At 59.4% G+C, this 15,301-nt stretch carries 11 protein-coding genes; 9 read left to right on the top strand and 2 right to left on the bottom strand.

Annotated features, from left to right (window positions below):
- Positions 1-45 precede the first annotated feature (45 nt).
- From C5J22_RS26825 to C5J22_RS26860, 8 genes are all read left to right on the top strand, one after another.
- Positions 46-2,388 (top strand): glycoside hydrolase family 3 C-terminal domain-containing protein, encoded by a 2,343-nt coding sequence (locus tag C5J22_RS26825; protein ID WP_205837226.1) that lies wholly within the window; start codon positions 46-48, stop codon positions 2,386-2,388.
- Positions 2,385-3,590: an acetylornithine deacetylase gene (gene argE, locus C5J22_RS26830; RefSeq protein WP_205837227.1), complete on the top strand. Its 1,206-nt coding sequence runs from the start codon at positions 2,385-2,387 to the stop codon at positions 3,588-3,590. Before C5J22_RS26825 ends, argE begins: the two co-directional genes overlap by 4 nt.
- 69 nt (positions 3,591-3,659) lie before the next feature.
- The gene (locus tag C5J22_RS26835) at positions 3,660-4,730 is read left to right on the top strand and encodes an ABC transporter substrate-binding protein (RefSeq protein ID WP_105440729.1); all 1,071 of its coding nucleotides are present in this window, start codon (positions 3,660-3,662) and stop codon (positions 4,728-4,730) included.
- Positions 4,731-4,850: 120 nt separating this feature from the next.
- Positions 4,851-6,587 carry an ABC transporter permease subunit gene (locus C5J22_RS26840; protein WP_105440730.1) on the top strand — a complete coding sequence of 579 codons (1,737 nt, stop codon included), beginning with the start codon at positions 4,851-4,853 and terminating at the stop codon, positions 6,585-6,587.
- A 49-nt stretch (positions 6,588-6,636) separates the two neighbouring features.
- Positions 6,637-7,695, top strand: a complete 1,059-nt coding sequence (locus tag C5J22_RS26845; RefSeq protein WP_245440550.1) for an ABC transporter ATP-binding protein — start codon at positions 6,637-6,639, stop codon at positions 7,693-7,695.
- An 18-nt stretch (positions 7,696-7,713) separates the two neighbouring features.
- On the top strand, positions 7,714-8,625 hold the full coding sequence (locus tag C5J22_RS26850) for a nucleoside hydrolase (protein ID WP_105440732.1): 912 nt from the start codon (positions 7,714-7,716) through the stop codon (positions 8,623-8,625).
- 776 nt (positions 8,626-9,401) lie between these two features.
- Positions 9,402-9,563, top strand: coding sequence for a hypothetical protein (locus C5J22_RS31380; protein WP_172746792.1), 162 nt, complete (start codon positions 9,402-9,404; stop codon positions 9,561-9,563).
- Positions 9,564-9,739: 176 nt separating this feature from the next.
- Positions 9,740-10,471: a hypothetical protein gene (locus tag C5J22_RS26860; RefSeq protein ID WP_105440734.1), complete on the top strand. Its 732-nt coding sequence runs from the start codon at positions 9,740-9,742 to the stop codon at positions 10,469-10,471.
- 21 nt (positions 10,472-10,492) lie between these two features.
- On the opposite strand, the gene C5J22_RS26865 is transcribed toward C5J22_RS26860, so the two are convergent.
- Entirely contained in the window at positions 10,493-11,569 is a 1,077-nt protein-coding gene (locus C5J22_RS26865) for a glycosyltransferase family 4 protein (RefSeq protein ID WP_105440735.1), read from the bottom strand.
- Positions 11,570-11,576: 7 nt separating this feature from the next.
- Positions 11,577-12,995 (bottom strand): NAD(P)-binding protein, encoded by a 1,419-nt coding sequence (locus tag C5J22_RS26870; RefSeq protein ID WP_105440736.1) that lies wholly within the window; start codon positions 12,993-12,995, stop codon positions 11,577-11,579.
- Positions 12,996-13,299: 304 nt separating this feature from the next.
- Between C5J22_RS26870 and C5J22_RS26875 the strand changes: the two genes are divergently transcribed.
- Positions 13,300-15,264, top strand: coding sequence for a hydrolase (locus C5J22_RS26875; RefSeq protein WP_105440737.1), 1,965 nt, complete (start codon positions 13,300-13,302; stop codon positions 15,262-15,264).
- The last annotated feature ends 37 nt before the right edge of the window (positions 15,265-15,301 follow it).

Here is a 15,301-nt window from a genome sequence, read left to right on the forward strand (position 1 = left end):
ACGCCGCCCGGCCAGTGCGGTGAGTGCCGCATCACGGAGTCCAGTATGCTAGCGAAGAACCAGTCCGCGGACCAGACGATCGCTTCCATCGTCGATGCGATGACCAACCAGGAAAAGGTCGATCTGCTTTCCGGCTTCGGAATGTGGAAAACTGCGGCGGTTCCCGCTTACGGCATCAAGCCGATCGTCATGACCGATGGCACCTACGGCGTACGTTATTCGATCCCGCAGATCGACAGCGATGAACGCGGGGGCATGGACCTCGATGCCTTCCTGTCGGTGGTCAACCAGCGCGCCAGCGACGTCGCCATCGCCTGGGGCGAAATGAAGCCGGCGACCTGCTTCCCCAACGGTTCAGCCATGGGCAACAGCTGGGATGAGGATCTGATGCAGCGGCTTGGCGTGTTGCTCGGCCAGGAATGCCGCGCCATGGGCGTCCATCTGCTGCTCGGCCCCGGCATCAACCTGCGCCGTACGCCGCTTGCCGGCCGTTCCTATGAATATTACTCGGAAGATCCACTGGTCACCGGCAAGCTCTCGGCCGCAGTCATCGAGGGCATCCAGTCCCAGGGCGTCGGCACCTCGCTCAAGCATTTCGCCTGCAACAATTCCGAAGTCGAACGCACCACGATGGACAGCGTCGTTGAAGAGCGGGCGTTACGGGAAATTTACCTTAAGGGTTTCGAGATCGCCATCAAGCAGTCCAAACCCTGGACGATCATGTCCTCCTATAACCGCCTGAATGGCGTGCAGGCCTCGCAGGACCCCTGGCTCCTCAATGGGGTGTTGCGCGATGAATGGGGCTTTGACGGCGTGGTCGTTTCGGACTGGCACGGCATCAAGGACCGTCCGGCCTCGCTAATGGCTGGTGGTGATCTCGATATGCCGGAAAGCCCGCGTCGCAAGGCGGATCTTCTTGCGGCGCTAGACAGCGGCGCTGTTCCGGTCGAGGTGGCGAACCTGTCGTGCCGGCGCATGCTGGAGATGATCGAGCGCTGCAACGAAGGCGCAAGCCAGCCGCTACCGGTCTATACTGCCGAGGAACACCATGCCGAAGCGCGCGCGATGGCCGCAGCCTCGATGGTTCTCGTGTGCAACGAAGGTCTGCTGCCGATCCGGCCCGACATGAAAAATATTCTGGTTGTCGGTCGCGATGCCGGCACTCCGGTCATCCAGGGTTCGGGTTGCGCCACGACGATCCCGACCATGGTCGACCAGCCGCTGGAGCAACTGGAACAGGCTCTGGGAAGGAACCACGTCCTGACGTTCCGCCAGGAAGCCGATGCCGAAACACTGGCGCTTGCGGCCAAGGCGGATCTGGTTCTGGTCTACACCTCGACCGAGGGCGCATATGACGGTGAAGGTTCCGACCGGACCACGCTGGCGCTCGGCCCCGGTCAGGATGCGATGATCGCAGCCCTCGGGGCGGCCTCGGAAAAAGTGGCGGTGGTGATCGCCTGCCCGGATGCGGTGGAAATGCCGTGGGTCGATCAGGTCGGCGCAGTGCTCGTAACCTTCTATTCCGGCCAGGCCATGGGCGGGGCCGTCGCCGACGTGCTGACCGGCAGGGTCAATCCATCCGGCAAGTTGTCCGTCACCTTCCCGAAGCGTCTGGCAGACGTGCCCGGCTTCCTGCATTATTCGGGTGAAAACGGCCGGCACATCTATGGCGAGGGCATTCATGTCGGCTATCGCGCCTATGATCTGCGCGAAATCGAGCCGCTGTTCCCCTTCGGCTACGGCCTGAGCTATACCAGCTTTGCCTATTCCGACCTGACGGTTTCATCGCCGCAGATCGGGCTTTACGACGCGATCACCGTCGCCTTCACCGTCACCAATACGGGTGACCGGACCGGTGCCGAGGTCGCGCAGCTTTATCTGCAGGCGCCGGGCAAGCGGCTGAAGCGTTCGCCGCAGGAGCTCAAGGGTTTTGCCAAGCCGGTGCTGGCGCCGGGCGAAAGCAAGCGGGTCGAAATCATCATCAAGGGTTCGGATCTGGCAATCTGGGATCCGGCGCTTGGGCGCTGGGTGCTGGAAGGCGTTGATGCCCGGTTGGTCGTCGGCGCCTCTTCGCGCGATCCAAAGCTTGTCGCCGATCTGACGATCAAGCCTTCGGTCCTGCCGTTCCGTCGCATCGCCTACGATACCCAGCCAGCCTACGTCCTGCCGAATGCCATCGCCTGCGAGCACATCTGCGCCTATCTGACAAACCGTTGCAATATTTCGAAAGAGGATGCGATGCGCATGCTCAATCACTGCTCGAATTCGTTCTTCGGCATCTTCACCTCGCTCGAACGCCGTCTTCGTGTCTCCATTCCGGAGGCCGAGGTTGCCGGACTGATCTCCGAAATCAACGCGGCGATGGACGGAGCGGAGTCAAAACTGTGACCTCGACTGAGGATTGGCTGGAGCGCCTGGTCGCTCATCCCACGGTCAGTTCCGAGACGAACCTGCCGCTGATAGAGGAGATTGAGGCGACGCTGGCGAATGCGGGTGCCGTCTGCGAGCGCTTCTACGATACGAGCGGGCAAAAGGCGGCACTTCTGGTGCGCCTGGGGCCTGATGTGCCAGGAGGGCTGATGCTCTCGGGACATGTCGACGTGGTGCCCGTCGCTGGGCAGGACTGGACCGTTCCTCCTTTCAGCCTGACCCGGAAAGATGGCAGGCTTTACGGGCGCGGCACGACCGACATGAAAGGCTTTGTCGCTTCCGCCGTGGCGCTGGCCGAGGCAATCGATGTCAGAAGCCTGGCCGCTCCGCTATGGCTTGCCATCTCCTATGACGAGGAGATCGGCTGCGTCGGCGTCAGGCCAATGCTTGAAGAAATCGTAGGGCGGGACATCCTGCCCGACCTGATCGTCGTCGGTGAGCCGACATCGATGCAGCTTGGTCTCGGCCACAAGGGCAAGATGGCTTTTCACGTCAAGATCCGGGGCGTTCCGCGCCATTCCGCCGAAGCGCCGCTTGCACTCAATGCGCTGCATATCGCCACCGACTTCGTATCCGGCCTGCGGAAATTGCAGGACGAGATCGAAGCCCGCGGTTCGCGTGAACCCGGTTACTCGGTGCCTTACGCAACGGTGCATGTCGGCAAGCTGTCGGGTGGAACCGCGGTCAATCTGGTGCCGGATCAAGCGGAACTGCTGATGGAATGCCGCATGATGGCGGCCGACGATCCGCTTGCTCTTGCCGAGCAGGTCCGCAAGGCCGGCGCGGCAGCCGTGGCCCCGCACAAGGATCGCTTCAAGGAGGCATCGATCGACATCGAGATCATCGGCAATTATCCGGGCCATTCTGTCGATCGCAACCACCCGATGGTGCAGGCATTTGCCACGTGCCTGCCCAAGGGAGCCAGGGAGTGCCGTGTCAGCTTCGGCACGGAGGCGGGTCTGTTTGCGCAGGCGCTGGACGTTCCCGTGGTGATCTGCGGCCCCGGCAGCATGGATCAGGGGCACCGCCCGGACGAATTCATCGAGGAAACCCAGCTTGCCTTGTGTGATGCAGTGCTTGCGGAGGCCTGTATTCGGTTTTGCACAAGCCGTCGGCCGCTTGCTTCGCATGTCCCAAAGCAGATGCACGGAAAAATGTAATTTACCGAAGCCGTCGCGACGGGAAGAGTAGGGTCGATGAAGGCCAAATAAAAACGCCGGAGGGTAAAAATGAATAACAATGTATCACGCCGTGGTTTCATGAAGACGACGACCGGGCTTGCCGCGATGGCGCTTGCAGCTCCGGTCATTCTGAAGGGCAACCGCGTATTTGCCGGCGAAACGCTGGTCGTACGCGACATGGGCGGCGCCTTCTACGAAGGTTTCAAGGTTGCCTTCTATGACACCTTTGCCGCCGAGACGGGTGTTACCATACAGACCAACACCAACGAGCCAGATCCGATCCCGCAGTACAAGATGGCGATCGATACCGACACCAAACTGTTCGACGTCGCCCTGATGACGCCGGAACACGTGCTGCGCATCCGCAAGCTCGGCAACAATTATATGTTGCCCCTTAACATCGAAATTCCCAACAAGGCCGACTTCGCCCCGCACACGTTCGAACCCGATTTCGCCGGCGTCGCGATCTTCGCGCTCGCCATGGCTTACCGCAAGGACACCATGAAGACGGTTCCGACCAGCTGGGCCGATTTCTGGAACGCCAAAGCTTTCAAAGGCCGCCGTGGGATGTGGCGCAGCCCGGTCACGACGCTGGAAATGGCATTGCTCGCTGATGGCGTTCCGCTCGACAAGCTTTATCCGCTCGACGTCGATCGCGCCTTCAAGAGCCTCGACAAGGTCAAGTCCAGCATCGACATCTGGTGGACTTCGGGCGCTCATGCAACCCAGCTTCTTCAGAATGGCGAACTGGACATGATGTCGACCTGGTCGACACGCGCACAAGCAGCCATCAATGCCGGCGCACCGGCTGGCATCGTCTGGAATGGCGGCCTGTTCAACATCGATGGGTGGACCATTGCTGGCAACACGAAAAAGGCCGATCTTGCCCGCAAGTTCATCGAATGGTGCCTGGATGCAAAACGTCAGGCAGCTTATACGGGCATCCTGGCTTGCGGCCCGACCAACATGAAGGCCTACGAGCATCTGAGCGCGGAAAAGGCTCAGCTTCTGCCGACGGCACCCGCCAACATCAAGGGCCTGGCTGTTCTTAATGCTGCCTATTGGGCAGAGCATCAGGACGAACTAACCCAGCGCTTCGAACAGTGGATTCTGAGCTGATTTTCAGCGGGAACGACCACCTGAGCTTCAGGTCTCGCCGTTCGGCGAGACCGCCTATCTGACAATGGATGGCCGGTTCTGCGCTAAGCTGAACGGGCCATTTCAACAAACGGGACATCCATGGCTGAACTTTCCGCCAAAGACACCTTCTCACGGAAGCGCCTGCGAGCGGATAGCCTCTGGCTTACCATGCCGGGGCTTGTCTACATGGCTCTGTTGCTGATCCTGCCGGCTGGCGCACTGATCTGGCAGTCCTTCATCGAGCCGAAGTCCGGCGCTTTCGATCTGACCGTCTATCGGCAGATGTTCTCGGCCGGCGTCTACGTGAAGGTGCTCGCCAACACGTTCGCCATCTCTGCCCAAGTCACTATCGTCTGCCTTCTGGTCGGTTATCCCATCGCTGTCTGGCTGGCCGGCATGCCGGAACGTCGCCGGCGCATGGCTATGTGGCTGGTCCTGCTACCGTTCTGGGTCAGCCCGCTTCTGAAAAACTTCGCCTGGATCGTGCTGCTCGCCCGCAAGGGCATCGTCGCGCAGATGTTGACCGGCATGGGTTTCGATACCCAACTCGACCTGCTCTACGGCCGCGGCGCGGTTATCTTCGGCATGGCGCATGCCATGCTGCCTCTCGCAATCCTCACAATGCTGCCGACCATGCTGTCGATCGACGGTCGCCTCATCCCCGCCGCCATGACCATGGGCGCGAGCCGTAGCCAGTCCTTCTGGCGCATCTTCGTGCCGCTTTCCATGCCGGGCGTTGCCGCTGCCGGCCTGCTCATCTTCGTGATGGGCCTCGGTTTCTTCATCACGCCGGCTCTTCTGGGCTCGCCACGCGAAACGGTGATCGGCCAGATGATGATTACCCAGGTTCAGCAGCTGTTCAACCTGCGGCTTGGCGGCGCTCTTGCGACCCTCCTTCTCGCCGTGACGCTGATTACCATCGCCGTTTACGATCGTTTCTTCGGCATGTCGGCCGTCTCGGGCAATAGTGCTGCAGCCAGGCGTGGCGGCGTTATCGGTGCCATCGGCAGCGCATTGATCGAGATCGGTGCGTTTGTCAGCGACTTCATTGCCAGCCTGTTCCCGACGCGTCTTGGACGTCGCGTCTTCACCACGTTCGTTTGGATTGTGATTGCAATCTTGATCGTGCCGGTTCTGGCATTCCCGCCGATGGCTTTTTCCGGCTCGAGTTTTCTTGAGTTCCCACCGAAAAGCTTTTCGTTGCGCTGGTTCCAGACCTATCTCAGCTCCGATCAGTGGATGGGTGCAACCGCGCGTTCAGCCGTGGTCGCGATCGTGACAGGTGTTGTCGCCACCATCATCTCGGGCATGGCGGCCTATGGACTGGCACGCACACAACGCAAGGCCGGCGGCCTGATCTTCCTGTCGTTCATGCTGCCGATGATTGTACCCAATATCGTCATCGGCGTATCGTTGTTCTATGTGCTTGCCAAAATCGGTCTGATCGCGACCAATACCGGCATCATCCTTGGCCACACGCTGTCGGCCATGCCGATCGTCTTCGTCATCCTGCTGACTACGTTCCGGAGTTTTGACTGGCGTCTTCTGCAGGCGGCCGGAACACTCGGCGCAAACGGCTGGCAGCAGATCCGTCTCGTCCTTCTTCCACTGATCAAGGGCGGTGCCATCGCGGCCTTCCTGTTCGGCCTGCTGCACTCCTTCGAAGAACTCACCATAGCGCTGTTCGTAGGTGCGGGCGTCAAGCAGACGCTCCCAAAGCAGATGTGGGACGATATCATTCTCAGCATTTCTCCGACCCTGGCTGCCGCCTCGGTCTTCATCGTGGCGGTGGTGACAGTGCTCTTCGTCATCGCCGAAAAGGCAAGGCCGCGCTGACATGCGAAACGCCGCCGATCCCATCACGACCAAAGGAACCACATTCGACATGTCAGCCGCCTCTGCGAACACGCCGGAAATCAAGCTTCAGGTGAATGGCCTTGCCAAACTCTACGGCCAGACCACCGCACTCGATCACGTCGACCTCGAAGTCCGCAAGGGCGAGCTTCTCACGCTTCTCGGACCGTCCGGCTCCGGCAAAACGACGCTTCTGCAGCTCATCTGCGGCCTGCAGGAGCCGACGTCGGGCACCGTCATCATCGACGGCAAGGATCAGACCCACGCACCGGTCAACAAGCGCGACATTGGCGTCGTATTCCAGAACTACGCGCTCTTCCCGCATATGACAGTGGCCGAAAATGTCGGCTTCGCGCTGAAAATGCGCCGTCTGCCGAAGGCCGAGATCGACGCCAAGGTGGCTAACGCGCTGGAAACGGTCGGCCTCGCGCATGCAGCATCGCGCTCTCCCTCGCAGCTTTCCGGCGGCCAGCAGCAGCGCGTCGCCTTGGCCCGTTGCCTCGTCTACGATCCGGCGATCATCCTGATGGACGAGCCGCTCGGCGCGCTCGATGCCAAGCTGCGCGAAGCCATGCAGATCGAGATCAAGCGCATCCACCGCGAGACTGGGGCGACGATCATCTTCGTCACCCACGACCAGCAGGAAGCGCTGGCACTGTCAGACCGCATCTGCCTGATGAACGACGGCAAGATCGCCCAGCTCGGCACGCCGCGCCAGATGTATGACGAGCCGCAGAACCTGTTCGTTGCGGATTTCATCGGCATCTCGTCGATCATCCGTGGCACCGTGAGGGCCGGCGCACTCGAAACTGCCGTCGGGACGCTGCCGATCGCCGGCGAGGATCAAGCCGACGGTACGAAGGGTGCGATCGTCGTTCGACCGGAAGTCATCACGCTCGGTGAAGGCTTCTGCGAGGGCCGGGTGCGCGAAACCGTCTATGGCGGTTCGGAACTGCGTGTGATCATCGATGCCGGCAAACAGGAAATCATCGCCCGGGCTCCCGCTCAGGCCGGCGACGTGGCGGTCGGCTCAATGGTGCGCTTCGGCTGGGCGCCGGACACCGCCCGCTTCCTCGCCGACAAGGGCTGAGCGTCAAGGAACCGAGACATGAGCGCCTTGCGTTTCCTCTATGACTGCGACCCCGGCGCTGACGATGCGCTGGCGATGCTTCTGGTGCTCGGCCGACCCGACGCGCTGGACATGATCGCGCTCACCTGCGTTGCCGGCAATGTTGGCCTGGAGCCCGTCGTCAACAATGCAAGGCGAATCCTCGAACTGTGCGGCCGGCGAGATATCCCGGTTTATTCGGGTGCGGCACGACCCATCATGGCCTCGCGTGGCCGCGCCTCCATCATGCATGGCGCAGATGGGCTTGCCGGCAGCACGCTGCCTTTCCCGACAATGCCGCTGGCGGATGGGCATGCGGCAAACGAGATTTCCCGCATCGCCCGGGAGGAGGGGGGATTGCATATCTGCGCCACCGGTCCGCTGACCAATCTGGCGCTGGCGCTGCTGCTCGATCCAGATCTGCCTCAATCCATCAGCGCCCTCACCATCATGGGGGGCGCCGCCTTCTGCCCCGGAAATACGACGCCGCTCGCCGAATTCAATTTTGCCGTCGACCCGCACGCAGCCGCTATCGTCTTCGACAGCGGTATCCCGATCACCATGATCGGCCTCGATGTTACCCGCCAGGCGACCGTGACGGATGATATGATACGCCAGGTTCAGGCGATCGATACCACCGTCGCCAGGGAAGCGGCGCATCTGCTGATCAACTACGGCTCAAAGGACCCCTGCCTGCATGATCCGGCAGCTATCGCCTGGATGCTGAAGCCGGAAATGTTTGAGACCGTGCAGGCGCATGTCACCATCTGCATTGATAGCGGGCCGGCCGCCGGACAGGTGGTTGCAGCAGTCAGCGAGCGGCATCTAGCCGGACGGACAACGAATTGCACGGTTGTCAGGTTCGTTATTGCGGAGGAATTCCGTCGGCTGTTTGTGAACGCACTTCGATAATCGTGTCCCATCGAAGCGGGCGCGATTGTGTTATTCAGTCGGTCTCACGGCACCCTGCTTTCTAGAGGCTTTCGTCGTAGGGCCGAGGTGTCGTTGTTTCGTATCGTTTCAAGAGCGACGAATTTACAAGTCTCCTTGCGCTCAAGGCCCCCGCACCAAACCCATTCTCACCGATGCCCTTGTGCCTCCACGCACAAGGTTTTTTGTGTTTTTCGCCCTTGTGGCCTTGCCCCGTTAAATTGGGCCATTCCGACTAATTCCTGTCAGCGTCTCGCTTGCCCCGGCACGGTCCAGGCCTCGGCGTGGATTTACGTCATTGGGCGTAGTGCATCATCACAAAGAGTTTCTTCCTTCCCGGTGCGATTTGCTGTTCGCTTCGAATTCCGAAGCGGAGCCGCATTCTCGTCTTTTCTGGTCGAAGGGCGGAAACGGTGAAGCCGTGAACCGTCAATGGCCTGAATAGTGTGTTGGTGCATCAGGAAGACCAGCGAAGCGAGTGGCGCGCATGAGCTTGCTCTTGAGAAAGTCGGTGAAATTGCTGGCGCCAGCAGCGTTGGCGCAGATGACCATCGCTTCGATTGTCTTCGGTATAATTACATATAACTACCAAGGTAAACTTGTTGTTTCTTTTGGTTATACATCTGTTTGCTTTCTTTTGATGCAAGCCGGCTATTTCGCAGGTATCTTTTACACGGTCTGGTCCGGGTCTAAGCGGAAATCATCGTAGTTCGATTCCTTGGGGATGATGGATTTTTATCCTGATCGAAGGGTGGGTTATGACAAACGACATCTGGATATCCATCAGGCTGCGGCTTGAACGAGAATGGCGGTTGCTTGATCCGGAGCGGATGACCTCGCCGCTGCTGTTGGAAGGAAACCAGGACGATCACGTGCCGGCTTTGCCCAGGCGACGGCTGCGCGTAGGAAGGGTCGATTGAGCCTCGACCACCGGCCCGGCCCGTTGTTGCCGGACGGCATCGACAGCAGGGAGCAGGGCAGTTTCAGCCGCCGCGCCAAGTCGGCACGGTTTTCCGGATGATCCTGTTGACCGCCTGACCTTAGCGTTTCCTGATGCGTTCCAGGAACAGAACCACGCGCTGACACGGAGCCTGCCATGTCTTATTTCAGCAACGCCAAATACTGGCTGTCTGCGCTATCGAATGGGGACGTTCGTGGTATTGCTCAGCAGATCGACAAAGACGGAATTTTTTGCTCTCCCAACTTCCTGGCAGCCGAAAATCTCAGCCAGATACAAAATTTTGTCGCCTCCGCGATCACGGGCAAAGGCCGCCAGACGATATCGCTGAAAAGCGACGAGCTCGCGGGATCGGGCCTTGACGACCTCGGCAATTCCCCGGAATTCAAGGCTCTTTTTTCCCGCCTCTATTCCATCGGTCTAGGCCGGCCTGCGCCTGATGTTAAATTCCATCAGGTTCTTCGCTGCCTTACGGGTAAAAGCGTGACGGAACACTCTTTGATATTTCACTATGATTCCTACGCCATTACGGCGCTGCTACCGATCGAAATCCCAAAATTCGGTAGGCGCGGCGACTTCCTGATCATCCCCAATACCCGCGGAATCCGATCGAATTACCTCTTTAATCTCGCCGACAAAGCGATCCTCGACAATGCGCTCACTCAACGCATCCTGCGCAGTCGCGCATCAGGTGGAAAGGGCATGAAGCATGTGTCGTTGGTTCCGGGCAATCTCTATCTCTTCTGGGGCTATCGCAGCATTCACACGAACGAGCCTGTCGACGAAGGCGCCGTGCGGGCGACGGCGCTGTTCCATTATGCCGATCCGCACGCCGACAGTTACCTGAAGCGGCAGCTCGGGCGCGGTTAATCCGATACCTCTCGTCGCCGACTAGGCCGGGACGACCTCGGCTCCAGGCGACAGGGCGGACTTGTAGACGCCGAGCGTCTCGCGGGCGACGCGCTCGATCGTCAGATTGTTGATATGCAGCTGGCTCTTCGCCTTCCACATGTCCAGCCGCTCGGGATCCGCCAGCAGGTCGCAGAGAACGGCTGCCAGGGCCTGCGGATCGTGCGGTGGGACAAGGATCCCGGCCTCGCCGAAACCGAGCAGCTGCGGGATACCATCCACGTCCGTGCCGATCACCGCACAGGCCGCCTCACGCGCTTCCGAAAGGACGAGCGGAGCAGGATCGGCATGGGAAGGAAGCACAAAGATGTCGGCGCCCAACATGTAGGGAAAGGGTTCGTCGATGGCGCCGACAAACGTGATGGCGCTTGCGCAACCCGTTTCGCCAGCCAATTGCCGGTAGGCGGCTTCGAAGGGGCCGCCGCCGACGATATAAAGGTGGCTTTCGGGATATTCCTTGTGCGCCAGGCGGAAGGCTTCCAGCAGATCAGGCAATCCTTTTCTGGGATGCAGCCCTCCAACGAAAAGGATACTGGGACTGCGAAGGGCCGCAGGCGTCCTGACACGCCCTTCGAACCGAGCCGATCCGATTGTACCATTGAGGACGACGTGCAGTTTGGATGCCGCTATGCCGCGCTCCTGCATCGATTTCCCGACGGCTTCGCTAACGGCAATCACGCATGTGCCAAGCCCCATCAGCACGGCGCTTTTTTCGAATGCATTGTGAACCGTAGTAATAAGTGGCGTCGATGATAAACGACAGGCGGGGACCGAGAGAACAGCGCTGGTCATCATATGGGCATGGACGATATCCGGCTTCCAGTCGCGGATGACGCGTCGCAGCGCCCAAAGTGACTTGAGTACGGTGAGAGGCTTTCTCTGCTGATCGACGAAGACCGTTTCTACCCTGTTGCGGGCAAGCAATCCGTCGAAATCGCCTCCGCCACTTACCATGCAGACAGTGTTGCCGAGCTTTGCCTGAGCGCAGGCGAGGTCGACAGCCGCATGCACATTGCCGTTCAATCGCCTGGTGTGGTTCAGAACATGCATGATCCGCATAGTGGGCTCACGGAGTTGTGGGAGAGGATATCAGGAGAGGCAACGGTGCCACCTCCATCTGAGGAGAAGCCTCGATCGCTCCCGGCGGCTGAGAGACCTTCCGTTCGAAACCGAGAGCGGCTTCCGCATCGAGGGTGGAGACACGTGCTGTCGGCTGGTAGTTGAACCCGCCGTGGCGTCCGTAGGACTGTATTCCGAAGGCGCGCAGCGCAGCGATGGCCTCTTCCGCCTGGCGGGCGGCGTCCCGGCTGTAGACGGGATAGGCATTGGTCAGGACCTGGGCGCCTTCGAGTTTCAGATCCCCCCGAAACAGTCCGTTCGCCGAAACGTGCGCGCGAAAGTCCAATTCGGCCATCTCGACCGGGCTGTCCGGTCGATCGGCAACGACTTCGACGGCGAAATATTCCCGCCCGTGAGCCAAGCCGTAGAAGTCGGAATAGACAGTCAAGCGCTTCCATGCGCCATCATGCGAGAAATTGTAGACGATCGGCTGCTGAAAGCCACGCTCTCCGCTGAAGCTGAAATAGAGGCTGATCAGGGTAGTGGTATTGAGAACGTGCTGCCGCTCGATGGCGCACAGGGCCTGCACCCGCTCGATCGGGATCGTCGAAAACAGCCGACCTGCGGTAATCACGCGGTCCTCCAGCCTCAATTGAAAGCCGTTCTCCAACCGATCGATAGCGACCGGTTTGACGCCCAACGCGAATTGCACGCCTCGTTTCTCCAGGTTTTGTTGAGCGAGCAGGTAAAGCGGCGCAAATCCGGATTTGGGGCGGGCGAGCTGTTTGTTGGTTGGACCCTGCCGCCCCCGACGAAAAAGGCGACGGGCAAGGTTGCCCAGCGAGGCATGTTCGCTGATCCACAGCATCCTTTTTTTCGCCAGGTCGATGTCGATCTGATCGAGCGCGATCCCGTAGAACCTTCTCATGTAGGATTCCAGGCCGGACCGCCGGAGAAGCTCGGCGCCGATCCAGTAGCGTGAAAAGTCTCTTGCGTTGCGCATTTTGCGTTGGAACAGGCGTGCGTAGAATACCGACCCGAAGATGCGCATCATCCCTTTGGCGCCGGCGCGCAAAATATCGTCCCGTAGCGAAATCGGATAGTCCGTGACCATTTTCTGGGGGTTCAACCGACCCCAGCGAGGCTCAATCGGCACATAGAGAGGGAGGAGTTCGGGAAAATGCGTCAGCAACGGGGAATCGTCCTGGAAAATCAGGCTTCCTATGTCGAACGTATATCCATTCGTCGACCAGTCCATGTGGTTCCCGCCGATGTGGCCGTATTCATCGACAATCAGGATTTGCTGACATCCCTGGTTGGCCAGCACGGCAGCTGAAACGAGACCGCTGACCCCCGCGCCCAAAACAATGGCATCATACTCAAGGTCCGCTGCTTCTTGCGGGGTAGTCAGATTCGTCTCCTGCATGCATATCTCCATCGTTTGATCTAGTACTTCGGAGTTATTAAGGCATGAGAAATTCAATATATATGTGCGAGCTCCCATTATTGCTCAAACAAATACCTGAGTGTCCATTTTTTTGGCAGATATATTAATTGGCATATAGTAATTTAACTTGAAGGCATTTGTCTACGTCTGTTATACTCAGCCATCGGCACGGATGCCTCCTTCTTCTGCGGATGCGTTCGGGGGAAACTTCTGTCAGGGATTTTGGATTGGCGCTGACCCGTGAAGGCGCGCTGGTTCCGGTAACTTGCGAGGGGAATGCTAGATGCCGCGCTGGAGCCTCGATGATCTCAATCGACCCCTTCATTCCATAGAGCTGATTACGACAGACGTGTTCGATACCCTCTTGTTGCGCAATGGCCTGTCCCAGCGGTCGCGCATCATTGCGGGTGAAAAGACGTTTGCCCGCTTTCTGCAACGCCAGGGTTCGCCCATGGCCCCCGACGAACTAATCCGGGCCAGACTGCTTGCCGAAAAGATGGCATACCGTGCCCTGAACATGGGAGGCGGCCGGGGAGAGGTGTGCCTTTCCGATATCATCTGCCGCCAATTCGCCATTCTCGGCCTGTCGCGCTCCGTAATAGAGAAGCGGATCGCTATTGAGATCGAAATCGAAAAGCGGGCGCTTTTTGCGAATGGCGAATTTGCCATGCTATTGAGGCGCCATCGTCAAGCCGGTGTGAGGGTCGTGGCGATCACCGATACGGGGCTGTCCGGTGAAAAAGTCGGCGAACTCATCGACCATTTTCACGGCCCGGGCCTTGTGGACGAGATCTATTCAAGCGCGGACCTGAAGGCCAGCAAGCGACAGGGCGATCTGTTTTCCCTGGTTCTAAAGGCTGAAAGGGTGGATGCTTCGCGCACCCTGCACATCGGCGATGACCTCCTTGCCGATTGCCTGGTACCAAAGGGTATGGGGATACAGACCATCCATATGCCGAAGAACCGCCTCAAGCGGCTCGTTTCGAAAGGCAATGGCGCCTTGGCAGAAGGGCTGCGGCAAGTCAGAAGTGGATCGGCCTCCCGCCGGGCCATACCGCCGATCGGCGATCAGGTTCACTTCGGCGAACATATATTCGGCCCGATCGTCGCTGAATTTTGTCTCTTTTTGTGGCTGTATGGGCAGCAGGTGAGTTCGGACCGTGATGCGACGATGCTTTTTTGCGCGCGCGGGGGACTTGGCATACGGGAGGCTTTCGAACGTCTCCAATCCGTGCTCGACCTGCCTCTTTCGTTGAAACGCGAGAACATCCTGATTTCGCGCCTGATTGCTGCCCGCTCAGCGGTGGCGGCCAGAAGCCCGGCTGTCCTCGATGAGCTTGCGCGCGAATTCGAATGCGCAAGTTTCGCCGCCGTTGCACATGCGCTCGGCAACGGTTCCTATGATCTACCTGACGAGTGGCAGCAGGTTTTCGATGCGAGCCGCTTTTTCGACATGCTCGATACGACTGCCGGCAGCGCTGTCGCGCAAGACATCGACAGTCAGAATGACTGCTTCAAGATCCATGTCGGGCAAATCGCAGGTGATGCCAAACGTATTCTCCTCTGTGACACCGGACTTTACGGCAGCACCCAGAGGCTTCTGTCCGCCGGGCTACCGGAGCATCGTTTCGAGACGGTGCAGTTTGCGCGATGCAATTATAAGGGGCTCAACGAAGACCATTTTACCAATGTGGCGGGTCTCGTGGTGGAGGATCGCTTCTACGATCCGTTCAAGACGAGGACAGTGGTCCTGCGGTACTGGCACATCATCGAGAGTCTTTTTGAGCCGGCCATACCTTCCGTCAAAATCCTCAGCATGGGACATGACGGCATGGTGATCGGCAATTCAGGAGAGATTCGCTTCGGCAGGCTCGATCCAGCCGCTGGCAATCCGCTTCTCACCGGCGCGCTACGCTACATCGATGGTCTCTCCAGCGGCGCGCAGGTCCTGCGCGATGCGGATCGGGCCTGGCTGAGACTTAAACAAGCGATCATAAACCCGTCCAAGGCGGATATGGCCGCCTTGGGCGTCGCTCCCCGATCGGTTGATTTCGGGCGAGGTGAGTTCATCGCGACGGTTACACCGGCGACAGGAGCCGGGATGGCACGCAAGTTGATGGCCGTGAAATCTCAGCTGTGGCGCGAGGGAGCGATTGCGCAGGAGTTTCCGCGGTTGAAGCCGGCCTTGCTCCGCGCCGTTGGAATGGCGCATGTGCTTCGAGGCTTCTCGGCCAAACTGAACCGTTGAAGAGCATTCGAGGAAAATACCAACGACGAACGACGCA

This window comes from Neorhizobium sp. T25_13, from assembly GCF_002968675.1.
Lineage (GTDB): Bacteria > Pseudomonadota > Alphaproteobacteria > Rhizobiales > Rhizobiaceae > Neorhizobium > Neorhizobium tomejilense.